Origin of the sequence: Paraburkholderia sp. SIMBA_030 (genome assembly GCF_046535245.1) — a bacterium.
Classification (GTDB): domain Bacteria; phylum Pseudomonadota; class Gammaproteobacteria; order Burkholderiales; family Burkholderiaceae; genus Paraburkholderia.
In genome coordinates this window covers 195,592-218,528 of record NZ_JAWRXB010000004.1, presented here as the reverse complement: position 1 = coordinate 218,528, position 22,937 = coordinate 195,592, and the positions used below count along the sequence as shown (strand labels likewise).

Sequence of the window (22,937 nt, the reverse complement as noted above, 5' to 3'; positions counted from 1 at the left end):
ATCCTGATGTGGGGTCACTGTTGGTGTTTTTCTACCGGCGTGGCTGCGTCCGGCGCCGCGGCGTCGGATGCAGCCACAGGCTTGATCACCACCACCCGGCGCGAGTCGCGCGCGACAACCTGCATCGGCAGGTGCTGGGCAAGCAGCTTGTCGTAGGTGGACGGCGGGAGCAGCGCGAGCGCGTAGCGTTCGGCCTTCCAGCGTTCGACCCAGGCATCGACCGACGGCACCCATTTCTGCGGTTCGACGGAAATGCCGAACGCCAGCTCGTCCGGATGCGCGACCATGATCATCGTGTGGTCGACATAGAACGGCAGGGTGTGGTCGAGCACGCCGACCGAGTAGAACGGCGTATCCGCCGGCAGTCTGGCGATTTCGGCCTTGATCGCGGGCGCGAGCGGCGCGCCGGAGCTCAGCCGTCCGAACACGTCGTGACCGGTGCCGGCGATGATGCCGAGCAACAGCCACGCCGAGCCGAAGGCCGCGACCGCGCCGAAAATGCCGGTCCGGCTGCGGCGGTTCAGCCACAGCGCGGCCAGTGTCAGCACGAAGGCGACGGCGAGTGCGGCCAGCACCCAGGTGCGGTATTCGGCATACAGCTCGGCGGGATTGCGCGCGCTGCCGAAGCGCGTCAGGAACAGCGCGGCGAATGCCGCCACCACCAGGAACAGTGCGTAGCCGGCCAGATGGCGGCGCAACTGCTCACGCGTGACCAGCGGCAGATACATGCCGATCAGCAGCGCGATGGCCGGGGCGATCGGCAGCGTGTAGGACAGCAGCTTCGAGTGCGACGCACTGAAGAACAGGAAGATGAACACCGTCCACACCAGCAGCAGGATCACCGGTGCGAAGCCGTTCGGCTGGCGCGGCTGGCGCCACGCGTGGCGAACGCTTTGCACGGTAATCGACAGCCACGGCAGGAACCCGACCAGCAGTACCGGCACGAAGTAGTAGAACGGCCCGGGGCGGTTCTGTTCAGGCGTCAGATAGCGCTTGAACTGCTGGACGATGAAGAAGAAGTTCAGGAACTCCGGATTGCGCTGTTGCACCAGCACGAACCAGGGCGTGACGATCGCGAAGAACACGATCAGGCCGCCGATCAGGTGCAGGCGCTTCCAGACGGCCCAGTCGCGCGCGAGCAGTGTGTACAGCACCAGCACCGCGCCCGGCAGGATTACGCCGACGAGACCCTTGGACAACACCGCCATCGCCATCGACGCCCAGCACAGCCACATCCAGCCGCGCACGTTGGCGTCCGGCAGGTTGGGGCGCTGCGCAAGCAGCAGCGCGCAGAGCGTGAGCGCCATCCAGAACGACAGGCCCATGTCGAGCGTGTTGAAATGGCCCATCAGGTTCCAGTACGGCGAGGTCGCCAGCACGAGCGCCGTGAACACGCCGGTTGCCGCGTTGAACACGCGCGCGCCGGTAAAGCCGATCAGCAGCACGCCGGCAAAGCCCGTCAGCGCGGTGTAAAGCCGTGCCTGCCATTCGCCGATGCCGAACCACGCGAACGTGAGCGCGTTCGCCCAGGTTTGCAGCGGGGGTTTCTCGAAGTACTTGTAGCCGTTGTAGCGCGGCGTGATCCAGTCGCCGGTGACGAACATCTCACGCGCCATTTCGGCGTAGCGGCCTTCGTCGCTGGGCAGCAGATGGCGCCAGCCGAGCGGCACGAACCAGATCACGGCGAGGGCCAGCACGAGCAGCAGGATCGTGGTGCGATTGAGCGGTAGCCGGGACGGCGTATCGTTCATGGATTTCAACCTTTTTGGCGACGCCGCATGGGGCAGCGTTGCATTGTTGTTCGGAAATGACGGCTGGTGCTTCGGAGGGCTGGCCACCCGTGGCCGGCTGCAGGGCACGAGACGACACTTGCTGCCGATGGCGATCCACGGGGCGCCGGCACGGCACCGATGGCGCGCAGTGTACGTTATCGGCCGTGACGCGGCCAAGGCGTGCGGTCAGTTCGGCGATGCGGTTGCCGCAGGCGTCAGGCGTTATATGCGGCAACGGCTTGCGCCTGCACGGCACCAGCGCCGCACCCATACGGCGCCGTTACGCTTCGATCAGCAACGCGGCCGCGACCTTGCGGCCCTCGGCCATCAGAATGTTGTAGGTGCGGCAGGCGGCCTTGAAATCCATCGTTTCGACGCCGATGCGTTTGGCGGTGAGCGCGGCGGTCAGGCGCGGATGCGGGAAACGCAGCCGCTCGCCGCTGCCGAACACGACCACTTCGGGCGCGGACTCCACCAGCATGGCGAAGTGTTCGGCGCTCAACTGCTCGAACGAGGAAACGGGCCAAGGGATGACTGGCGCTTCCGGCAGCACGAGAATGCTGCCCGAATGGCGTACCAGATTGATTTCGACATAGTCGGCGCCGTAACCGGTGACGGTGTTCAGGGCGCCGCTGGAATCCTGATGTAATTTCAAATTCGTTTTCCGAAGTCGTCGTGAGACATCATGCGTGTTGGCGGCCTGACCGGGCGGAACTGGAGCAGGGCGGTTTGACGCGAGTGGGACACGCGAGTGGGACAGAAGCGGCCGAAAAGGCTTGCCGTTGCGGTTGGTGCATTGCGGAAGTCGGCCAAAATCCGCTAAATTATAGCTTTTTAGCCGGAAAGCGGCGCCCCTCGCCTTATGTGCCGCCACAAGCCGCACGCGAGAGCCAGGCGCGGCCGGCTACCCGCCTTCGTTCCGCGCGCCGTTTTGCTCGTCGTTTTTGCCCGGCTGCTCGTTGTTGCGCCCGGCGTTCGCCAGTTTGGCTGCTTCACCGGCGCGATCCGCCGGGTCGGCGGCGATATGTGCGCGAAGCCGGGCCAACGCACGTCTGCCGGCCGCCGCTGGCCGCGCCGCGTCAGAATTCCCCGTATCCGCGGACTCGCCCGGCCCGGCGTTTGTTTCGCCCCCGCTTGTTCGCCCAAGCCTATCAACCAGGATGAAGTGCCCGCCGTGAAACAGATTCTGAAATCCAACAAGTTGTTGAACGTCTGCTACGACATTCGCGGGCCCGTCCTCGAACATGCGAAGCGGCTCGAAGAAGAAGGCCATCGCATCATCAAGCTGAACATCGGCAATCTCGCGCCGTTCGGCTTTGACGCGCCGGATGAAATTATCCAGGACATGATCCTGAATCTGCCGGGCTCGTCCGGCTACTCGGATTCCAAGGGGGTGTTCGCCGCGCGCAAGGCGATCATGCATTACACGCAGCAAAAGGGTGTGCACGGCGTCGAACTCGACGACATCTATATCGGCAACGGCGCATCCGAACTGATCGTGATGGCCATGCAGGGCCTGCTCAACGACGGCGACGAAGTGCTGCTGCCCGCCCCGGACTATCCGTTGTGGACCGCGGGCGTGAGCCTGTCGGGCGGCACGCCGGTGCATTACATCTGCGACGAAGCGAACCGCTGGATGCCCGATCTCGACGACATCCGCGCGAAAATCACGCCGAACACGCGCGCGCTCGTCGTGATCAACCCGAACAACCCGACTGGCGCGCTATATTCGGACGAACTGCTGCTCGGCCTGATCGAGATCGCGCGCCAGCACGGCCTCGTGATTTTCGCCGACGAGGTTTATGACAAGATCGTCTACGACGGCAAGAAGCACACCTCGATGGCGGCGTTGTCCGAAGACGTGCTCACCGTCACGTTCAACAGCCTGTCGAAGAGCTACCGGTCATGCGGCTACCGCGCCGGCTGGATGTTCATCTCGGGTCTCACCGGCGAGAACCGCCGGCACGCGAAAGATTACTTCGAAGGGCTCGGCATTCTGGCCTCGATGCGCCTGTGCCCGAATGTGCCCGGCCAGTACGCGATCCAGACCGCGCTCGGCGGCTATCAGAGCATCAACGACCTGATCGTGCCGAGCGGCCGCCTGTACAAACAGCGCGAACTCGCGTATGACATGTTGACGGCCATCCCCGGCGTAAGTTGCGTGAAGCCCGAAGCGGCGCTCTACATGTTCCCGCGCCTCGACCCGAAGATTTATCCGATCCAGGACGACCAGCAGTTCATCCTCGATCTGTTGCTGGAAGAACGCGTGCTGCTCGTGCAGGGCACCGGTTTCAACTGGAAGACGCCGGATCATTTCCGCGTTGTGTTCCTGCCGAACGTGGACGATCTCGCGGATTCGATCAACCGGATCGCACGCTTCCTCGACGGCTACCGCAAACACCACACGGCTTAACGCGGATTCGGCGCGCGCCGCGCGCCGTCCCGGCACCCGTTTCCTTTAAATCACTTACTCGAAAACACACGCTGCATGGAACCGATTAAAGTTGGACTGCTGGGCTTCGGCACGGTAGGCAGCGGCACCTTCACGGTACTGCGCCGCAATCAGGAAGAAATCAAACGCCGTGCGGGCCGCGGTATCGAGATCGCGCGCATCGCCGTGCGCAATCCCGCCAAAGCGAGCGCGGCGCTCGGCAGCGCGGCCGGCACGGTGGCGCTGACCGATGACTTCAACGCGGTGGTCGACGATCCGTCGATCGATATCATTGCGGAAATGATCGGCGGCACGGGTGTCGCGCGCGATCTCGTCCTGCGCGCGATCAACAACGGCAAGCATGTGGTGACCGCCAACAAGGCGCTGCTCGCGGTGCACGGCACGGAGATTTTCGAAGCGGCGCGCGTCAACGGCGTGATGGTGTCGTTCGAAGCGGCGGTGGCGGGCGGCATTCCGATCATCAAGGCGCTGCGCGAAGGGCTGACGGCCAATCGGATCCAGTACATCGCCGGCATCATCAACGGTACGACGAACTACATCCTGTCGGAGATGCGCGATCGCGGGCTCGACTTCGCGACCGCGCTGAAGGCCGCGCAGGAGCTGGGTTACGCCGAAGCCGATCCGACCTTCGACATCGAAGGCGTGGACGCCGCCCACAAGGCGACAATCATGAGCGCGATCGCGTTCGGCGTGCCGGTGCAGTTCGACCGCGCCTATGTCGAAGGCATCAGCAAGCTTGCTGCGATCGACATCAAATATGCCGAAGAACTCGGCTACCGCATCAAGCTGCTCGGCATCGCGCGCCGCACGGACAAGGGCATCGAGCTGCGCGTTCACCCGACGCTGATTCCGGAAAAGCGCCTGCTGGCGAACGTGGAAGGCGCGATGAATGCGGTCGTCGTGCACGGCGACGCAGTGGGCACGACGCTGTACTACGGCAAGGGCGCGGGCGCGGAGCCGACGGCATCCGCGGTGGTCGCCGATCTGGTCGACGTGACGCGTTTGCACACGGCCGATCCGGAACATCGCGTACCGCATCTGGCGTTCCAGCCGGACAGCCTGTCGAGCACGCCGATCCTGCCGATCGACGAAGTGACGAGCGGCTATTACCTGCGTTTGCGCGTGGCTGACGTGACCGGCGTGCTGGCCGACATCACGCGCATTCTCGCGGACACCGGCATTTCGATCGACGCGCTGCTGCAGAAGGAATCCGAGCAGGTCGACGCGAACGGCAAGGGCGAAACCGACATCATCCTGATCACCCACGAGACGGTCGAAAAGAACGTCAACGCCGCGATCAAAACGATCGAAGCGCTGAAGACCGTGGTCTCGCAAGTCACGAAGCTGCGCATGGAAGCGCTCAACTAGGCCGACATATGAACTACCTCTCCACGCGCGGCGCCGGAGCCGGCGAGCGCCATACGTTTTCCGACATCCTGCTGGGCGGTCTCGCGAAAGACGGCGGCCTGTACCTGCCCGCCGAATACCCGCGCGTTTGCGCTGACGAACTGACGCGCTGGCGCACGCTGCCTTACGCGGATCTCGCGTTCGAGATCCTGTCGAAATTCAGCGACGACATTCCCGCCGAAGACCTGCGCATGCTGACGCGCCGTACCTACACGGCCGAGACTTACTGCAATGTGCGCGACGACGAAAGCGCTGCACAGATCACGCCGCTCAAGACGCTGGGCGTCGAGAACGGCGCGCCGTTGTCGCTGCTCGAACTGTCGAATGGACCGACGCTTGCGTTCAAGGACATGGCGATGCAGTTGATCGGCAACCTGTTCGAATACGCGTTGGCCAGGCACGGCGAAACGCTGAACATTCTCGGCGCGACTTCGGGCGACACCGGCAGCGCTGCCGAGTACGCGATGCGCGGCAAGCAGGGCATTCGCGTGTTCATGCTGTCGCCGCACAAGAAGATGAGCGCGTTCCAGACCGCGCAGATGTACAGCTTGCAGGACCCGAACATTTTCAACCTCGCGGTCGAGGGCGTGTTCGACGACTGCCAGGACATTGTCAAGGCTGTGTCGAACGATCACGCGTTCAAGGCGAAGTACAAGATCGGCACGGTCAACTCGATTAACTGGGCGCGTGTCGTGGCGCAGGTCGTGTACTACTTCAAGGGCTATTTTGCCGCGACGAAGTCGAATGACGAGCGCGTGTCGTTCACCGTGCCGTCGGGCAACTTCGGCAATGTTTGCGCGGGCCACATTGCACGGATGATGGGGTTGCCCATCGAGAAGCTGGTGGTGGCGACAAACGAAAACGACGTACTCGACGAGTTTTTCCGCACGGGCATTTACCGGGTGCGCAAGGCGGCTGAGACGTACCACACGAGCAGCCCGAGCATGGACATTTCGAAGGCATCGAACTTCGAGCGTTTCGTGTTCGACCTGCTGGGCCGCGCTCCGGCGCGGGTGCTGCAACTGTTCCGCGACGTCGAGGAGAAGGGCGGCTTCGACCTGGCGGCGAGCGGCGACTTTGCGCGGGTCAAGGAATTCGGTTTCGTGTCGGGCCGCAGCAGCCACGAGGATCGGCTGGAAGTGATCCGCGACGTATTCGGACGTTACGACACGATGATCGACACGCACACGGCCGACGGCTTGAAGGTCGCGCGTGAGCATTTGCAACCGGGCATTCCGATGATCGTGCTGGAGACGGCGCAGCCGATCAAGTTTGGCGAAACGATCCGCGAAGCGCTGCTGCGCGAGCCGGAACGTCCCGCCGCGTTTGCGGGTTTGGAATCGCTGCCGCAACGTTTCGACGTGCTGCCGGCAGACGTGCAGCGCGTGAAGGACTTCGTGATGGCGAACACGGGCGCGTAAAACCATGAGCATCGAGCGCGACGAATCGCGCTCGATGCGGTGGATGTTCCAGGCCGCCACCGGCCGTCCCCATCGACCGCTACAATATTCTTTTAACCTGCGGCTTCGAACCCAGATGTCCACCCCAACGCCCCGCGCTCCGATGCTGTCAACTGCCGACGCCCTGGCGACACTGCTCAGCGCCGCGCGCCCAATCGTCGGAACAGAGTCAGCCGCCACGCTGGAAGCGCTAAACCGCGTGCTTTCGGCAGACGTGATCTCGCCACTAGACGTCCCGCCCATGAACACAAGCTCAATGGACGGCTACGCCGTAAGCACCGCCGACCTGACGCATGGCAACCGCCGCCTGCCGGTGTCTCAACGCATCCCAGCCGGCCACGCGCCAAGTGAGCTAAAACCAAACACGGCAGCCCGTATTTTCACGGGCGCAACGGTGCCGCCGGGCGCCGACGCAATCGTGATACAGGAGCAAACCGAAATCACCGGCGACGAAGTCACGATCCTGCACAGCCCCAAACCGGGCGAATGGATCACGCCCCAAGGCGCGGACATCCGCAGCGGCTCGATCATCCTGCCCGCGGGCACACGCCTGACACCACAAGCCCTGGGACTAGCCGCGTCAGTCGGCTGCGCCGAATTGAAGGTGCGCCGCCGCGTAAAAGTCGCGGTTTTCTTCACAGGAGACGAACTGACCATGCCCGGCGAGCCGCTGAAACCCGGCGCGATCTACAACTCGAATCGTTTCACGCTGCGCGGACTGCTGGAAAACCTCGGATGCGAGATCACGGACTACGGAATCGTTCCGGACAAACTCGACGCAACTCGCGCAACATTACGCGAAGCCGCACAAGCGCACGATCTGATTCTGACCTGCGGTGGCGTGTCGGTGGGCGAGGAAGATCACGTGAAACCGGCGGTCGAGGCCGAAGGGCGCCTGTCGATGTGGCAGATCGCGATGAAACCCGGCAAGCCGCTCGCCTTCGGCGCGGTGCGCCGCGCGCCACAGCAGGCGGATGCCGCCGCGGCCGGCGAAACGTTTTTCATCGGTCTGCCGGGCAATCCGGTGTCGAGTTTCGTCACTTTCCTGCTGTTCGTCCGGCCATTCGTCCTGCGTCTGGCCGGTGTGCAGACGGTCGCGCCGCGCGCATTGTCGCTGCGTGCCGACTTTACGCAGAACAAGGCCGACCGCCGCAACGAATTCCTGCGCGCGCGTGTCAATCCAGCCGGCGGCCTCGATCTGTTTCCGAATCAGAGTTCGGCCGTGCTGACCTCGACCGTGTGGGGCGACGGCCTGATCGACAATCCGCCGAATCACGCGATCAGCGCCGGCGAGACCGTGCGCTTCATTCCCTTTTCCGAATTGTTGAACTAAGGCCGGCAACGGCCGCTGGCGTCCCGATGAAGATTCAACTCAGATATTTTGCAAGTGTGCGCGAAGCGCTCGAGATGGCCGATGAGACGGTCGAACTGCCCGACGGCATCGCGACGGTCGGCGACGTGCGCGCATGGCTGCGTGTGCGCGGCGGCATTTGGGCCGACACCCTCGCCGAGGGCCGCGCGTTGCGCATGGCGTGTAACCACGTCATGACCAACGCCGGCACGCGTATCACGGAAGGTTGCGAAGTCGCGTTCTTTCCGCCCGTCACCGGCGGCTAAGGCCCAAACCGCACAGGAGTCAGAGATGCCCGTTCGCGTCCAGACAGAAGACTTCGATCTCACTGCCGAGGTTGCCGCGTTGCGTGCGCGCAATCCGAAGATCGGCGCGGTAGCCTGTTTCGTCGGCACCGTGCGCGATCTGAACGAAGGCAGCACGGTCGAAACGATGGAGCTCGAACACTATCCGGGCATGACGGAGAAGTCGTTGGAGGCGATCGTTGTGAGCGCCCGCGAGCGTTGGCCGGGGATCGAGGTACTGATCGTGCATCGGGTCGGCAAGCTCCTTCCGCTCGACCAGATCGTGCTGGTGGCGACCACGGCCGCGCATCGCGGCGACGCCTTCGCGTCATGTGAATTCGTGATGGATTATCTCAAGACCCAGGCGCCGTTCTGGAAGAAAGAGAAGACCGGGGAAGGTGAACGCTGGGTCGATGCGCGCGTCACCGACGATGCCGCGCTCGCCCGTTGGGGCATCGAATCGGGCAACCGGACCGCTGAGTAACCCGCGCGCCTTTCGGGCTCGGCGAGGGTCGCGCCTCATACGCTTCACGCACTTCACGTGCCTTGCTCAATCGTCCTGCATTTTGCCGATGATCCGGGTCGGAAACGGCTCGCCACGTGGCCGCGCCGAGCCGTGCGGGTCCGGTGAATCATGCGACTCGTCGTCGCGCGGACGGCGCCTTGGCGCGACGCGCTCCAGCAACGCCTGCTGCTCTGCCGGAATCGTGTAATCCCAGCCGAAGCGGCTCAACTGCAAACTCTGCGCGATGCGCAGCGCAGGTTCCATGAAGCGGATCGCCGCGGCCGGTTCGTAGCGCGACTCCACCGTGTCCAGGAACAGATACAGCCAGCGGCTGAAATGCTGCGGCTCGACGCCCTCGAGCGGTTGATGTGCCTGCTGCACATTGCCGCGGTATTGCTTCGCCCCCAGCACGAGGCTCGCCCAGAACGTGCACATCTTCGGCAGATGGTCGTCCCAGCGGCCCGCCAGTGTCGCTTCGAATACGGGACCGAGCAGCGGATCGGCACGCACGCGGTCGTAAAAACCGTAGACGAGGCCGCGGATATTCGCGTCGGTGGGATCGGCGGCGCGCTCGACAACCGGAGCCGCAGGGAAGGACGGATTCATGCAATTTCCATAAGGGGCTGCCATTCGTCTCGGATCGCCACAGTGCGCCACGAGGCGCCGCAGAGCGTCACGAATGGCCTCAAATTGCGTCGAAACGGAAGGAAGTAGGCCGCGAATGCCCCGCTTTTCGTACGAATGGTCCAAGCGGGAAACGTTACCATTACTGCCGAAAGACAAATACCGCCAGTCAACGCAAAGTAATAAGATGTGTTTCGCCTGCATCTTATGGCGGAGCGACGGTTCCCGGCAACCCTTGCATCGACGCGGTTATCCCCCGGATCGCGGCTTGCGCTCATCGTGGTACCTGCACTTATGAGACTGACCGACTATACGGACTATTCGCTGCGCGTCCTGTTGTATCTCGCCGTCCGTGGCGAGGGGTTATCGACTATCCAGGATATCTCGGATGCGTACGGGATCTCCAAGAACCATTTGATGAAGGTCGTGCAGCAGCTTGGCGAACTCGGCTGGGTCGAGACCGTGCGCGGGCGCAATGGCGGTTTGCGTATGGCCGAGCAGACCAGCGCGCTGACGCTCGGCGAAATTGTGCGCGCCACCGAAAGCGACTTTGCACTGGTCGGCTGCTTCCCGGATGAGCATGGCGAGCGTCGCGGCTGTGTCATCACGCCGCATTGCCGTATAAGAGGCGCGCTCGAAGCAGCACGCCATGCATTCCTTGCCGAGCTCGACCGCCATACCATCGGTGAAATCGCGCAGCCGCACGGTCCGCTGGCTGCGTTGCTCAGCTTGAGCGGCGCGATTCCGATCATACCGATCGCGCCGGCCACGCCCGCTGGCGGCAGCGCGGCGCCGGTTGCCTGAAACCGGCGAGGCAGTTCTCGCGCATCAATTGTTAAATAGTTGTCGCCTGATGCAAAAAAGCGCTTGAAACCTGCGTTAAACGCCTCATTTTGGTGGTAATCGAAATTGGAGGTCGCTTGATGAGAATCGACAAACTCACCACTAAATTCCAGGAAGCGCTGGCCGATGCGCAGAGTCTGGCCGTCGGCCACGACAATCAATACATCGAACCGGCCCATGTCCTCTCGGCGCTCATTGCCCAGCAGGACGGTTCGGCGCGCTCGCTGCTCTCGCGGGCCGGCGTGCATGTCCAGGCGCTGCAAACCGCGTTGAACGACGCGATGACGCGCTTGCCGCAAGTGCAGGGCACCGACGGCAACGTGCAGATCGGCCGCGAACTGACCGGCTTGCTGAACCAGGCTGACAAGGAAGCGCAAAAGCTCAACGACACGTTCATCGCGAGCGAAATGTTCCTGCTTGCGGTCGCCGACGATAAGGGCGAGGCGGGTCGCCTCGCGCGTCAGCATGGCCTGTCGCGCAAGTCGCTCGAAAGCGCGATCGCCGCGGTGCGCGGCGGCTCGCAAGTGCATAGTCAGGACGCCGAAAGCCAGCGCGAAGCGCTGAAGAAGTACACCGTCGATCTGACCGAGCGCGCACGCGCCGGCAAGCTCGATCCTGTGATCGGCCGCGACGACGAAATCCGCCGTTCGATCCAGATCCTGCAACGCCGCACCAAGAACAATCCGGTGCTGATCGGCGAGCCGGGCGTGGGTAAGACCGCGATCGTCGAGGGCCTCGCGCAACGGATCGTCAACGGTGAGGTGCCGGAAACGCTCAAGGGCAAGCGCGTGCTGTCTTTGGACATGGCAGCCTTGCTGGCAGGCGCTAAATACCGCGGCGAGTTCGAAGAGCGCCTGAAGGCCGTACTGAACGACATAGCGAAAGACGAAGGCCAGACCATCGTCTTCATCGACGAAATTCATACTATGGTCGGCGCCGGCAAGGCCGAAGGCGCAATGGACGCGGGCAATATGCTCAAGCCTGCGCTCTCGCGCGGCGAGCTGCATTGCGTCGGCGCCACCACGCTCGATGAATATCGCAAGTACATCGAAAAGGATGCCGCGCTCGAACGCCGTTTCCAGAAAGTGCTGGTCGACGAACCGACGGTGGAAGCGACTATTGCGATCCTGCGCGGTTTGCAGGAGAAGTACGAGCTGCATCACGGCGTCGACATCACCGACCCGGCGATCGTCGCGGCGGCTGAATTGTCGCATCGCTACATCACGGACCGTTTCCTGCCGGACAAGGCAATCGACCTGATCGACGAAGCGGCTTCGAAGATCAAGATGGAAATCGACTCGAAGCCGGAAGAGATGGATCGGCTCGACCGTCGTTTGATCCAGTTGAAGATCGAACGCGAAGCCGTCAAGAAGGAAAAGGACGAAGCGTCGCAAAAGCGTCTGCAATTGATCGAGGAAGAAATCGAGCGGCTGGACCGCGACTATTCGGACCTCGAAGAAATCTGGACCGCGGAAAAAGCGGCGGTGCAGGGCAGCGCGCAACTGAAGGAAGAGATCGAGAAAACGCGTGCGGAAATCACCCGCTTGCAGCGTGAAGGCAAGCTGGAGAAGGTCGCCGAGTTGCAATACGGCAAGCTGCCGGGTCTCGAAGCGCAGTTGAAGGAAGTGACCCAGGCCGAAGCGAAGGAACAGAACAATCCGACCCGGCCGCGTCTGTTGCGCACGCAGGTGGGCGCGGAGGAAATCGCTGAAGTCGTGTCGCGTTCGACCGGTATTCCGGTGTCGCGCATGATGCAGGGCGAGCGCGAAAAGCTGCTGCAGATCGAGGAAAAACTGCACGATCGCGTGGTCGGTCAGGACGAAGCGATCAGCGCGGTGGCCGATGCGATCCGCCGTTCGCGCGCGGGTCTGGCGGATCCGAACCGGCCGTATGGCTCGTTTCTGTTCCTCGGGCCGACCGGTGTAGGCAAGACCGAGTTGTGCAAGGCGTTGGCGGCGTTCCTGTTCGATTCGGAAGATCATCTGATCCGCATCGACATGAGCGAATTCATGGAGAAGCATAGCGTCGCGCGATTGATCGGCGCGCCGCCGGGCTACGTCGGTTACGAGGAAGGCGGTTATCTGACCGAAGCCGTACGCCGCAAGCCGTACAGTGTGATCCTGCTCGACGAAATCGAGAAGGCGCATCCGGACGTGTTCAACGTGCTGCTGCAAGTGCTCGACGACGGCCGCATGACCGATGGCCAGGGCCGTACCGTGGACTTCAAGAACACGGTGATCGTGATGACGTCGAACCTCGGTTCGCAGGTTATCCAGTCGATGGTCGGCGAGCCGCAGGAAGCGGTGAAGGACGCGGTCTGGGAAGAAGTGAAGCTGCATTTCCGGCCCGAATTCCTCAACCGGATCGACGACGTCGTGGTGTTTCATGCGCTCGATCGCTCGAATATCCAGTCGATCGCGCGGATCCAGCTGCAACGTCTGCATGAACGGCTCGCCAGGCTCGACATGCAACTGGTGGTGTCGGATGCGGCGCTCGAGCACGTCGGCAAGGTCGGCTACGATCCGCTGTTCGGTGCGCGGCCGTTGAAGCGCGCGATCCAGCAGGAGATCGAGAACCCGGTCGCGAAGCTGATTCTGGCCGGCAAGTTCGGTCCGAAGGATGTGATTCCGGTCGAAATGGAAGACGGCAAGCTGGTGTTCGAGCGCGTCGTGCATTAAGCGACAGGCGTTCGGCGGACGTTGGGCAGGAAACGGTCGAGGTACGAGCCGAACTTGCCCGATGCGTCTGCCAAACTCAGCTGCCAAAAAGCAAAAGCGGCAACGAAGGTGACTTCGTTGCCGCTTTTTTTTCGCCTTTTGACGGGCGGTCGGCGTGCCGGACGAGGCCGCTTACGCGTTGCCCTTGCCGAACAGCGCCGACAGGCCGCCGAGTGCGCCGAGCACGGTCGTCGAATTCAGTTTGCCTTCGGCGGGCACTTCGCCTTCCGGCGTTGCTGCGTTGACGACGTGCGGCAGAATCTGCGACAGGAGGCCCGTGACCTGATCCGGCTGCACGCCGGCTTTTGCTGCGAGGCCGGCGACCGCATCCGAGCCGAGCACGTTTTGTAGTGCATCCGGTGCGATCGGCTGGTTCTCACCGTTACTGACCCACGACGCAACGACGTCGCCGAGACCCTTTTCCTTGAAGCTGCTGATCAGGCCGTTCAGGCCGCCCGGCTGGTTGTTGACGAATTCGAGCGCGGCGGAAATCAGGGCTTGCTGGCCGCCGCCCTCGGGCGATTTGCCAACCAGGGAACCGATAGTGTCGAGTAGGCTCATGACGGACTCTCTTGAATGCCGACACGTGCTTGACGGGTCGGCGGGTGGAAACGCCGCGCGGTTGCGCGGCGCTGGGGAGGCGAGGCGGGCGGCAGCGGGGCGGATGCCATCGCGCGACCATCGCGCTGCCGGGAGCTCAAGCCGCAATATTACGCGCCGGAGGCTGCGGCAGCCGATGCGGCCTTGCTCTTCTTGGCCTTTTTCTTCGAGGCCTTGGCGCCGGACGCGTCAGCCGGCGCGCTTGCCGCGGCCGCCGTAGCCGGCGCCGAAGCAGCAGCCGCGTCGGACGCCGCAGCCTTGCTCTTCTTCTTCGACTTCGATGCCTTCGTGCCTGACGCTTCGGCCGGCGCTGCAGTCGTCGTCGGGGCCGGTGTCGCGGCCGGCGTGGTGGCAGCAGGTGCAGCCGCCGGTGCCGCCTTGGTGCTCGCGGCGCTGGTCGACTTCGCGGCTGCCTTGGCGCCGGTCGGCGGCGTGGACGAGCCGTTGACGGTCAAACCTGCCGCTTCGAGATTGCTCACCGATTTGGTGCCGAGACCTTTGACGCGGGTGGCGAGATCGTCAGCATCCTTGAACGGGCCGTTCCTGGTGCGTTCCTCGATAATCGCTTTCGCGTGGACCGGGCCAATACCCTTTACCGATTCGAGCGCGGCCTGATCGGCGGAATTCACTTCGACGGCCGCCGCAAATCCGGCCGACAGCGACAAAGCCAAAGCAACGCAAAGCATTAGAAGCTTCTTCAGCATGGCAAGCACTCCATTGAGGGCAAAAAAAGTTAGCCGGGAACGGGCGACGCATCCTGTCAGCAGGCGCTGCGCTTAAGCATAGGACAAATTGCGCGCCCTTTATTTGTTAGCGCGGACGATTTATACCGATCGATTCATGACAAGTAAATCTGTTTGAACAATATTTAAACCTTTTGCCTCGCGAATAAGCCGTATTGCGCTTTTCGATCAACGCGTCGCTGAATGACAACGCGATCCGCTTGACTTAGAGTGCACTCGAAGTCCTAACCTGAGTTCCGTCATGTCAACAATGTCGAAAGCACTCACCATCGGCCAGGTCGCGGAAACGATCGGCGTCTCTACGCATACGCTGCGCTACTACGAACAGGCCGGCCTGATTCGGGCGGTCGGGCGGACGCAGGCGGGGCATCGTCTGTACTCGCCGGCCGACCTCGACTGGCTGCAGATCCTGATGCGTCTGAAGGCGACCGGCATGCCGATCGCCGGCATGCAGGCATTCGCCGCGCTGCGGGCAGAAGGTCAGCCCACAGTGGGCGAGCGCCGCGAGATGCTGGTGGCGCATCGGGATGCGGTTCTGGCGCGGATCGCCGAGTTGCAGAGCAATCTCGGTGCGATTATCGACAAGATCGCGTACTACGAAGTCGCTGAGCGGGATGCCGCCCAGCGTGATTCCTCCGGGCGGCGCTCCGCTGGGCGGCGCTCCACCGGGCGACACTCCGCTGACAGCAATCCGACACGACAGATCGACAAAACTCAATCGCACTCGGAAAAGGACTCACCATGGAACACGCAAAAAACGATCGCTACACCCAAGGCTGGAACAAACTGAAGGAAATCGACGGCGCCGCGGGCGAGCAGGTGATTGCCGCGCTCGCGCCGATCGCGCCGGACTTCGGGCGCCTGTTGATCGAATTCGGCTTCGGCGACATTTACAGCCGGCCGCAACTCGATCTGTGCGCGCGGGAGATCGCGACGATTGCGTCGTTGGCGACGCTCGGCTGCGCGCAGCCGCAGTTGAAGGTGCATATCGAGGCGGCGCTGAACGTCGGTTGCACGCGCGAAGAGATCGTCGAGGTGTTCATGCAGATGGCGCTGTACGCGGGATTTCCGGCGGCGCTGAACGCGCTGTTCGCGGCTCGGGAGATTTTCGAACGGCACGATCTGGCGCTGAGCGAAGCGCAAGCGGCTTGACGATGGCGGCGTAGGGCAGAGCGGCTGCCAGTTGCGGCCGCTTCTTTATTCGATCTCAAATGCAACTAACGGTCGATTTCGTCCAGCAACTTGAACAACGCGTGCGGGGTGCGCGTAAAAGCCGGGTTTTCCACGAAGGGGCGTTTCCGCAATCTTGACTCAATCCCTTTTGCGTCAAGCCGCCGAATCCGCCCTAACTACCGCTCCGGCACGCAAATACCGCTTACTGACAATCCGCCAATACAGTAGCAAGCCGATGCCGGCAATCGCCAGACTTGCGGTGTTTGCGACCCAGAACCCTCGTGCGCCGGTCAGCCACTCGGGGATGGCGCCGCTCACATTGAAGCCGAGCAGATAGCCGCCCCCCAGCCCCACGCCCCACAACGCGATCGCATAGATCACGGTCGGCACGATCGCCACCTTGTAGGCGCGCAGCACGAACGCGGTGGTGATCTGCAACGCATCGAACAGGTGGTAGCACGCGACGATCAGCACCAACGGCATCGCAGCGGCAGCCACCTGCGCGTTCGGCGTATAGCCTTCGATCACGTACGGTCGCAGCACCAGCACGATCGCGCCGTAACAGAAAGCAATCGTCACGGCCATCATGATGCCGTGCCGCGACAGCGTGCGCGCCGCTTCGTGACGATGCGCGCCGAGCGCCTGGGCGACTAGCGTCGATGTGGCGATGCCGATCGACAGCGGCGTCATATACAGCACCGCGCCGACGTTGCCGGCGATCTGGTGGCCGGCGAGCGTCGTCGTGCCGAAGCGCGCGATGAAGAGCGCCATGAACGTGTACGAGGTGACTTCGATCAGATACGACAGGCCCATCGGAATGCCGAGCCGCAACTGCGCTGCCTGGCGCCGCCAGACCGGCCAGCAGAAGCGCGCGAAGATCGCAAACGGCTCGAACACGTCGATTCGCATCAACAGCAGCATGCCGACCAGCGCGAGCCCCCAGTTGATCGCGATGCTGGCGAGCGCGCAACCCGGGCCGCCCATCGCCGGCACGCCGAAACCGCCGAAAATGAACCACGTGTTGAGCGGAAACTTGAGCAACAGCGCGCCGATCTGCAGGATCATCACCAGCCGCGGCTTGCCGACGGCATTGGTCAGCGAACTGTAGACGCGAAACGCGAGGCTCGCCGGCAAGCCGAACGACAGAATCCGCAGATAAGCGACCGTGCGCTCGTGCAGCGCCTCAGGCACGCGCGCAAGACGCAGCACCGGCTCCGGAAAATAGAGGATCAGAAAGCCGATCACGGTCAACGCGAGCGCGAGCCAAAGCGCCTGGCGCACTTCCTCGCCGATCTCGACGTAGCGGCGCGCGCCGTAGAGTTGCGCGGCGATGGGTTGCAGCGCGGTCAGAATGCCCGTCAGGCCGATGTAGACGGAAATGTAGATCGACGAGCCGAGGCCGAGCGCGGCGAGATCGACGGCCGAATAGCGGCCGACCATCGCCGTGTCGATCACTCCGAAGGCGATGATCGCCAGTTGGCCGATCAGCACGGGCCATGCGAGCCCGGCGATTTTCCGTACGTCGGTGAACATGCTCAGTCCGGCTACTTGTGCCAGTTGCGGCGTTTGATGACCGGCGGCTTCGGACGGTCGATGCGCACGTACAAACGGAAGCGCTCGTCACGGTCGGCCACGCGGCGGCCTTCCCAAACCAGCTTCCAGACGAAGTCCGACATCGCGCTCGGCTCGCCGAAATCCTGGGTGTCCTGGCGCAGGATCACGTCGCAATCCTCGTTGAACGAGAAGTGCATGTCGCCGAAATAGGCGAAGGTCGCGATCTGCGCATTGCCGAGGCGCACCGGCGAGATGCAGGTGTAGTCCTCCGGCAGATGGCTCGCAATCTGTTCGGCGACGTCCTTATAGGTCCGGCTGTAGTTGACCACCGGCAGCCACAGGGTCATCAGCAGCACCCACATCAGCGTCGTGCCGGCACTCGAGAGCACCACGCTGCGCCACAAGACTTTCGGATGACGCGCGAGACGCCACCGCACCAGCACGAACCAGCATATCGTCACGGCGACCGCGCACACGAACGACAGAATCTTGAATTGCGGCGCAAAACCCGGCGCGAGCCGCGCGAGATTACGTGCGAGCGGATGCGGAAAGCCGGTCAGCCCGGCCACGTACACCAGCCAGACGAAGCTGCCGAGTATCGTGAAGCTCAACAGTGCGAACCAGTCGATCGCGTTGATCGCCCCGCGTTTGAGCGTGGGCAGCGCGAACGTGGCCAGCACCGCGAGCGGCGGCAGCAGCAGCATGTAAAGCCGGTTCGACTGATGGCTCTGCAGCACGACGAGCACCAGCAGCGGCCCGATCACCGACAGCGGAATGGCCACGTGCGGCGCGCGCCGCAGGCCCGACCAGCTGAACCATGCCCAGATCGCCAGCGGCCACGCCGGCCACGAGAACAGCGGCAGGTTTTTCAGCGCGTATTTCGCCACCGAGCCGGGCGGCCCGGCGAACGAGCTCACGCTCACGTGCACCCATTGATTCAGGTACCAGACGGCGTCGTCGGGAAATGCTGCGAGTGCGGCGATCGGCCACGCGACCGACAGCGCCAGCGCGACCGGCAAGCCGGCCAGCAGCAGCCAGCGCGAGCGCGCCTCGCGCACGATCAACGTCATCGCCAGCGTGCCGAGCAACAAGGCGCCGACCAGCACCGGACTGCTTGCGAGCGTCACCAGTCCGAGCGCCAGACCCCAGACCAGCGCGCCCTGGATCGGCTTGTCGATCATCCGCACAAGCCCGTACACGAGCATCGCGATGCCGACGAATTGCGCCAGTTGCGGGGTGGTCTCGTGGCCGCGTTCGGCGAGACCGAAGCATGCGAGAAGAATCAGCAGTGCGCCGTCGGCGAGGGTGCGGCCGTAGTCGCGCGGTTCCGGCTCGCCGCCGAACGCGTACTTGAACGGCTGGACCTCGGCGCGCCGCCCGAGCAGGTAGGCGGCATACCAGACGAACGCGCAGCCTGCGCAGAACAGCAGGCCGGTAAACACGCGCGACGCGTTGCTCGCGTCGACCCATGGCGCCAGCACGCGGATTGCACTTGCGCCGAGCCAGTAGCCGAGCGGCCCGTCTTCAGTGAGGTATTTGCCGACCAGGTTCGGCAGCAGCCAATCGTGGGCGCCACCGTTGGCCATTGTCCACATGACGCCGAAGCCGGCTGCGTCCTCGTTCTTCCACGGATCGCGGCCGAAGAGGCCAAACGACGCGTAGACGATACAGATGGTCAGCAGCAGCCAGCGCGGCAACGCACTGGTCGCAGAGGCGGTGAGGCGAACGGCAGGTCTCATGCGGTGTGTGGATATCGGATAAGCGGTGCAGCCGGGACCGGACGGCATGTCCGGTGGAATGGCCGATTCGGAGCATCCGGCATTGTAGTCGTGCCGTGCGATGCGCGTCACGGCCGGTAACGGCCCGCAACGTCGTTGGGGTGCGGGTAACAATGCCGCCGGAACGGGCGGCAGCGTTCGTTATATATAAGCGCCCGCTATGAGGTGACAAAAAAGGGCAGCTCGCGCTGCCCTTTTTTGCTGCTGCTTCGTGGCTGGCCCATGGCCGGCGACGAGGCGCGTATTACTTCGCTGCTGCCTTGCCGGTAGCGCGCGAGCCGAACTTCTTGTTGAACTTCTCGACGCGGCCAGCCGTGTCCATGATCTTTTGTTGGCCGGTGTAGAACGGATGCGATTCCGACGACACTTCGATCTTGGCGAGCGGGTAGGTCTTGCCGTTGAATTCGGCGGTTTCACGCGTCTGGATGGTCGAGCGCGTCACAAACTTGAAGTCGTTCGACATATCGATGAACAGGACTTCGCGGTAATCGGGGTGAATACCTTCTTTCATGGTCTTTCCTTTAATCTGGCGGTAGCCAACCCGCGTGCAGTCGCGAAGCATCACGAACAGCATCTTGGCGCGAGCCACTTGCCTAGGGTCGAAAAACGGCGATTATGCCAGAAAATCAGTCGCTTGACGACCTTTCTGCCAGCTTTTTACCAGCTTGCCCTGATTGCCGGGATTGCCCTGCGGCCGTTACCGGACGGGCTCGCACGGATGTCGGGCAAGCGTCAGGCGGGCGTGAACGCCACGCCGACGCGCGCCGGGTCCTGGCGGTAATAACGGGCCAGCAGCCGGTACAGTTCCGGGTACTCGGCCTCGAACGCCTGCGGCTTGACGAACAGTGCCTCGCTGCAAACGGCAAAAAATTCCGATGGATGATCGGCCGCATAAGGATCGATCAGCGAATCGCGCTCGAAGCGCGCCCAGCGGCGCTCCGGCACCGCGTCGACTTTGGCGCAGAAGTGGTCGTATGCATGGTCGAAGACGTCCGCCCACACCTGTGTGTCGAGCGGCGCGTGCCAGCGGCGCAGCAGCGGCGGATGGCCGTCCGCTTCGCCGGTCAGCATGTCGATTTTGTGCGCGAATTCGTGAATCACGACGTTATAGGCGTCCGCGCTGTCGGTGATCTGCGCGTCTTCCCACGACAGCACCACCGGCCCGCCTTCCCACGCTTCGCCGCTCGCGTCGTGTTCGACTTCGTGCACCACGCCGTCTTCGTCCTCGACCGTTTTGCGGATCACGAACTCGCCCGGATAGACGATCACGCCGACCCAGCCGCGGTACAGGTCGAGGCTCAGGTTCAGCACCGGCAACGAAGCTTGCGCGGCGATCGCAACGGTCATTGCATCCGTCAACTCCAGTTCATGCGCGGTAGAGAATTCCTTTTGCGCGATGAACAGGCTCGCCAGTTCGCGCAGGCGCACGAGATCCGGTGCGTCGAGGTGCGCGAGGAACGGCAGGCCGTCGAGCGTGGCCTGCCAGAGCGCGTCGTCGATTGCGTACTCGCGCAGCGCGCGGTCGCGGCGGCGCGTGCCGAGCCATTGAGTGAGTTTCGAAAGCATGGCTTGATGAAACCCCTAGTCGATCTGTTTTTGCCACGCGGCAAAAATGCCGCCGCATATCGCTATGCCGATCAGGAAGTAAAAACCGTCCAGCGATGTCAAAAAGCTTGCCTGCTGCATGACCGTCCGGCTGATTTCCACCACCGCGAGCGAGTGCGCTTCGGACGGTGAGCGTCCGGCGGCGGCAAAGCTGTTGGTCAGCGCGGCAAGCGAACCCTGAAAGGCTGGATTGTACGGATTCACGAACTCCGCGAGCCGCGTTTGATGCAGCGCCTGCCGATGCTGCTCGACGATGATCACCGAGGCCGTCGCAAACGAGATCGTCAGTTGCCGCACGATGTTTTTCAACCGGTAGCCGTGCGTGAATTCTTCGATAGCGAAGATTTTAAACGTCAGATTGGCGACCGGCAGCACGATGAACAGCAGCAGTAGACCGCGTAGCAACAGCGGCACGATCAGCGTCGCCTCACCGACGCCCGGCGACATGCGCGTCATCCACGCCGCGGCGAACGCGGCCACCGCGAAGCCCGGCACGATGATCCACTTCTTGCGTGGCAGCAGCTTCGCATAACGTAGATAGATGAACAGCGCGCTCGCCGAAATCAGCGACGTGACGCCGACCAGTTGCCCGGTGTTTTCGACCGGATAGCCGAGACCGCTTTCGAGAAAGCGCGAGATCAGATAGCTGAAAACGGTCGAGACGTAGTAGTAGAACATGTACAGCACGAGCCCAACCTGGAAGACCTTTTCGCGCAGCGCGTGCAGGCGCACGAGCGGCGCCGGGTGATGCCATTGATGATATGCAAACCAGGCCAGCGCGACGATCCCGGCGACCGTTAGAAGAATCAGTCCCGGCGACGCGCTGAACAACTGGAAGCGCACTTGCTGCATCACGATTTGCAGCGCGCCTTGCGCAAACGCAAAGATGATGTACGGCCAGAAATGCGCTGAACCGCGTTCCTCGGGCAGGCGATTGCCCGAGTCGGGCAGGGCGAGCATCGCCAACACGGCGAACAGCAGGCCCACCGGTGCGGTGCAGGCGAACAGCGCGCGCCAGTCGAAATGCGCGACCAGCTGGCCGCCGATCAACGGCGCGAGCGCACTGCCCAACACGATCAGTATGAGAAACGCGCGCGTCGCAGCCGGCCGTTGCTGCGGCGTAAAGCTCATCTGGATCAGGATGCGGCAGGTGCCCATCATCGGGCCGATAAAGTAGCCTTGAAAGCCGCGCGCGAACGCGAGTTCGATCGACGACTCGCACAGCGCGGCGGCGACCGCGCCGGCGCAATAGAGCAGCATGCAGCCGGTCACGTAGCGTCGGTAACCAAAGCGTTCGACCCACCATTGCTGCTGAAGGATGCCGAGCACTGCCGCAATCGCGTACGCGCTCGACGCCCACACGAGTTCGTCGGGCGACGCATTGATGCCGCCGGCGATGTAGCTGGTGAAGAAGGAAAAGATCGCGTTGTCGAAATAGTCGAGCCCGGTGACGACGGCCAGCACCCAGGGGAAAAAATCGCCGCGCAGTTTTTCGACGCTAAACAAAGCTACGCGGGGCGACGTTGCACTCATGCGGGTTCGCCCGGCTTTCTGGTGCGCTTCGCGGCCGGCGGCGTGTTCGTCCTCCCGGCCTTGGCGAGCGCGTTGCGGCGCAGCTCCAGCAGTGCGCCGGCATTCTCGCCGGCGAGGCGTCGTTCGAGGTAGTCCAGATCGGGGCTCAGTTCGGCCCTAAGCCTTTGCGCTTCCTTGAGTTCACGGCGCATCGTCTCGATGCGCGCGTCAAGAGCGTCGACCTGTTGCGCGATGGCGTCGCGGATCTGCTGCAGCGATTCGTTGGAGTAGCGGTGGCCGCCGTCGACCGCTTCGAGCGGGCGTTTGAGCATTTCCGTGATGCCGTGCAGCGAGAAACCGAGCGAACGCAGACGCAGAATCCGACCGAAGCGCTTGAGGTCTTCCTCGTCGTAAAGCCGGTAGCGGCCCTCGCTGCGCGTGGGCGAGACGAGGCCGCGCTCCTCGTAATATTTCAGCGTGCGCGGCGTGACGCCAAGGCGTTCAGCGGCGTCGCGTACGGTCAGCGGGGCGGGTGAGTCCTTCGACATAAGCGGTGA

At 63.2% G+C, this 22,937-nt stretch carries 22 protein-coding genes; 10 read left to right on the top strand and 12 right to left on the bottom strand.

Features of this window, described 5'->3' with window-relative positions:
• Nucleotides 1–14: 14 nt before the first annotated feature.
• The 3 genes from SB772_RS08460 to SB772_RS08450 form a co-directional block, all read right to left on the bottom strand.
• A complete protein-coding gene (locus SB772_RS08460) occupies nucleotides 15–1,751 on the bottom strand; it encodes a glycosyltransferase family 39 protein (protein ID WP_410832811.1) in 1,737 nt (578 codons plus the stop codon).
• A 301-nt stretch (nucleotides 1,752–2,052) separates the two neighbouring features.
• Nucleotides 2,053–2,427 carry an Mth938-like domain-containing protein gene (locus SB772_RS08455; RefSeq protein ID WP_410832810.1) on the bottom strand — a complete coding sequence of 125 codons (375 nt, stop codon included), beginning with the start codon at nucleotides 2,425–2,427 and terminating at the stop codon, nucleotides 2,053–2,055.
• Nucleotides 2,428–2,676: 249 nt separating this feature from the next.
• Nucleotides 2,677–2,817, bottom strand: coding sequence for a hypothetical protein (locus SB772_RS08450; RefSeq protein ID WP_410832809.1), 141 nt, complete (start codon nucleotides 2,815–2,817; stop codon nucleotides 2,677–2,679).
• Nucleotides 2,818–2,937: 120 nt separating this feature from the next.
• On the opposite strand from SB772_RS08450, the gene SB772_RS08445 reads away from it, so the two are divergent.
• From SB772_RS08445 to SB772_RS08420, 6 genes are all read left to right on the top strand, one after another.
• On the top strand, nucleotides 2,938–4,185 hold the full coding sequence (locus tag SB772_RS08445) for a pyridoxal phosphate-dependent aminotransferase (RefSeq protein ID WP_410832808.1): 1,248 nt from the start codon (nucleotides 2,938–2,940) through the stop codon (nucleotides 4,183–4,185).
• Nucleotides 4,186–4,260: 75 nt separating this feature from the next.
• Nucleotides 4,261–5,592: a homoserine dehydrogenase gene (locus tag SB772_RS08440; protein WP_410832807.1), complete on the top strand. Its 1,332-nt coding sequence runs from the start codon at nucleotides 4,261–4,263 to the stop codon at nucleotides 5,590–5,592.
• An 8-nt stretch (nucleotides 5,593–5,600) separates the two neighbouring features.
• A complete protein-coding gene (gene thrC / locus SB772_RS08435) occupies nucleotides 5,601–7,052 on the top strand; it encodes a threonine synthase (protein ID WP_410832806.1) in 1,452 nt (483 codons plus the stop codon).
• Nucleotides 7,053–7,194: 142 nt separating this feature from the next.
• A complete protein-coding gene (gene glp, locus SB772_RS08430; protein WP_410832805.1) occupies nucleotides 7,195–8,424 on the top strand; it encodes a gephyrin-like molybdotransferase Glp in 1,230 nt (409 codons plus the stop codon).
• A gap of 26 nt (nucleotides 8,425–8,450) precedes the next feature.
• Nucleotides 8,451–8,708, top strand: coding sequence for a molybdopterin converting factor subunit 1 (gene moaD, locus SB772_RS08425; protein ID WP_410832804.1), 258 nt, complete (start codon nucleotides 8,451–8,453; stop codon nucleotides 8,706–8,708).
• Between the two features lie 25 nt (nucleotides 8,709–8,733).
• On the top strand, nucleotides 8,734–9,210 hold the full coding sequence (locus tag SB772_RS08420; protein WP_410832803.1) for a molybdenum cofactor biosynthesis protein MoaE: 477 nt from the start codon (nucleotides 8,734–8,736) through the stop codon (nucleotides 9,208–9,210).
• A 66-nt stretch (nucleotides 9,211–9,276) separates the two neighbouring features.
• Here the strand turns inward: SB772_RS08420 and SB772_RS08415 are convergent, their stop codons facing one another.
• Entirely contained in the window at nucleotides 9,277–9,837 is a 561-nt protein-coding gene (locus SB772_RS08415) for a group III truncated hemoglobin (RefSeq protein ID WP_410832802.1), read from the bottom strand.
• Nucleotides 9,838–10,149: 312 nt separating this feature from the next.
• Here SB772_RS08415 and SB772_RS08410 point away from each other — a divergent pair, with 312 nt between their 5' ends.
• Entirely contained in the window at nucleotides 10,150–10,659 is a 510-nt protein-coding gene (locus tag SB772_RS08410) for an Rrf2 family transcriptional regulator (protein ID WP_410832801.1), read from the top strand.
• A 119-nt stretch (nucleotides 10,660–10,778) separates the two neighbouring features.
• Nucleotides 10,779–13,376 carry an ATP-dependent chaperone ClpB gene (gene clpB / locus SB772_RS08405; RefSeq protein WP_410832800.1) on the top strand — a complete coding sequence of 866 codons (2,598 nt, stop codon included), beginning with the start codon at nucleotides 10,779–10,781 and terminating at the stop codon, nucleotides 13,374–13,376.
• A 171-nt stretch (nucleotides 13,377–13,547) separates the two neighbouring features.
• Here clpB and SB772_RS08400 read toward each other — a convergent pair whose 3' ends face one another.
• Both SB772_RS08400 and SB772_RS08395 read right to left on the bottom strand, forming a co-directional pair.
• On the bottom strand, nucleotides 13,548–14,123 hold the full coding sequence (locus SB772_RS08400) for a YidB family protein (protein ID WP_410832799.1): 576 nt from the start codon (nucleotides 14,121–14,123) through the stop codon (nucleotides 13,548–13,550).
• A 2-nt stretch (nucleotides 14,124–14,125) separates the two neighbouring features.
• Nucleotides 14,126–14,719: a ComEA family DNA-binding protein gene (locus SB772_RS08395; protein WP_410832798.1), complete on the bottom strand. Its 594-nt coding sequence runs from the start codon at nucleotides 14,717–14,719 to the stop codon at nucleotides 14,126–14,128.
• A gap of 280 nt (nucleotides 14,720–14,999) precedes the next feature.
• On the opposite strand from SB772_RS08395, the gene SB772_RS08390 reads away from it, so the two are divergent.
• Together SB772_RS08390 and SB772_RS08385 are read left to right on the top strand one after the other, a co-directional pair.
• Complete coding sequence (locus SB772_RS08390; protein ID WP_410832797.1) at nucleotides 15,000–15,548, top strand: MerR family transcriptional regulator; 549 nt, start codon at nucleotides 15,000–15,002, stop codon at nucleotides 15,546–15,548.
• Nucleotides 15,500–15,910: a carboxymuconolactone decarboxylase family protein gene (locus SB772_RS08385; protein ID WP_410832796.1), complete on the top strand. Its 411-nt coding sequence runs from the start codon at nucleotides 15,500–15,502 to the stop codon at nucleotides 15,908–15,910. The genes SB772_RS08390 and SB772_RS08385 overlap by 49 nt, the downstream gene beginning before the upstream one ends.
• Before the next feature lie 174 nt (nucleotides 15,911–16,084).
• Here the strand turns inward: SB772_RS08385 and SB772_RS08380 are convergent, their stop codons facing one another.
• From SB772_RS08380 to SB772_RS08355, 6 genes are all read right to left on the bottom strand, one after another.
• Nucleotides 16,085–17,464: an MATE family efflux transporter gene (locus SB772_RS08380; protein WP_410832795.1), complete on the bottom strand. Its 1,380-nt coding sequence runs from the start codon at nucleotides 17,462–17,464 to the stop codon at nucleotides 16,085–16,087.
• A gap of 11 nt (nucleotides 17,465–17,475) precedes the next feature.
• Nucleotides 17,476–19,224, bottom strand: coding sequence for an ArnT family glycosyltransferase (locus SB772_RS08375; RefSeq protein ID WP_410832794.1), 1,749 nt, complete (start codon nucleotides 19,222–19,224; stop codon nucleotides 17,476–17,478).
• A gap of 283 nt (nucleotides 19,225–19,507) precedes the next feature.
• On the bottom strand, nucleotides 19,508–19,774 hold the full coding sequence (locus tag SB772_RS08370) for a type B 50S ribosomal protein L31 (protein WP_042323790.1): 267 nt from the start codon (nucleotides 19,772–19,774) through the stop codon (nucleotides 19,508–19,510).
• Between the two features lie 221 nt (nucleotides 19,775–19,995).
• Complete coding sequence (locus SB772_RS08365) at nucleotides 19,996–20,829, bottom strand: M90 family metallopeptidase (RefSeq protein ID WP_410832793.1); 834 nt, start codon at nucleotides 20,827–20,829, stop codon at nucleotides 19,996–19,998.
• A gap of 15 nt (nucleotides 20,830–20,844) precedes the next feature.
• On the bottom strand, nucleotides 20,845–22,401 hold the full coding sequence (locus SB772_RS08360; RefSeq protein WP_410832792.1) for an MFS transporter: 1,557 nt from the start codon (nucleotides 22,399–22,401) through the stop codon (nucleotides 20,845–20,847).
• A complete protein-coding gene (locus SB772_RS08355) occupies nucleotides 22,398–22,928 on the bottom strand; it encodes a MerR family transcriptional regulator (RefSeq protein ID WP_410832791.1) in 531 nt (176 codons plus the stop codon). Before SB772_RS08355 ends, SB772_RS08360 begins: the two co-directional genes overlap by 4 nt.
• Nucleotides 22,929–22,937: the final 9 nt, after the last annotated feature.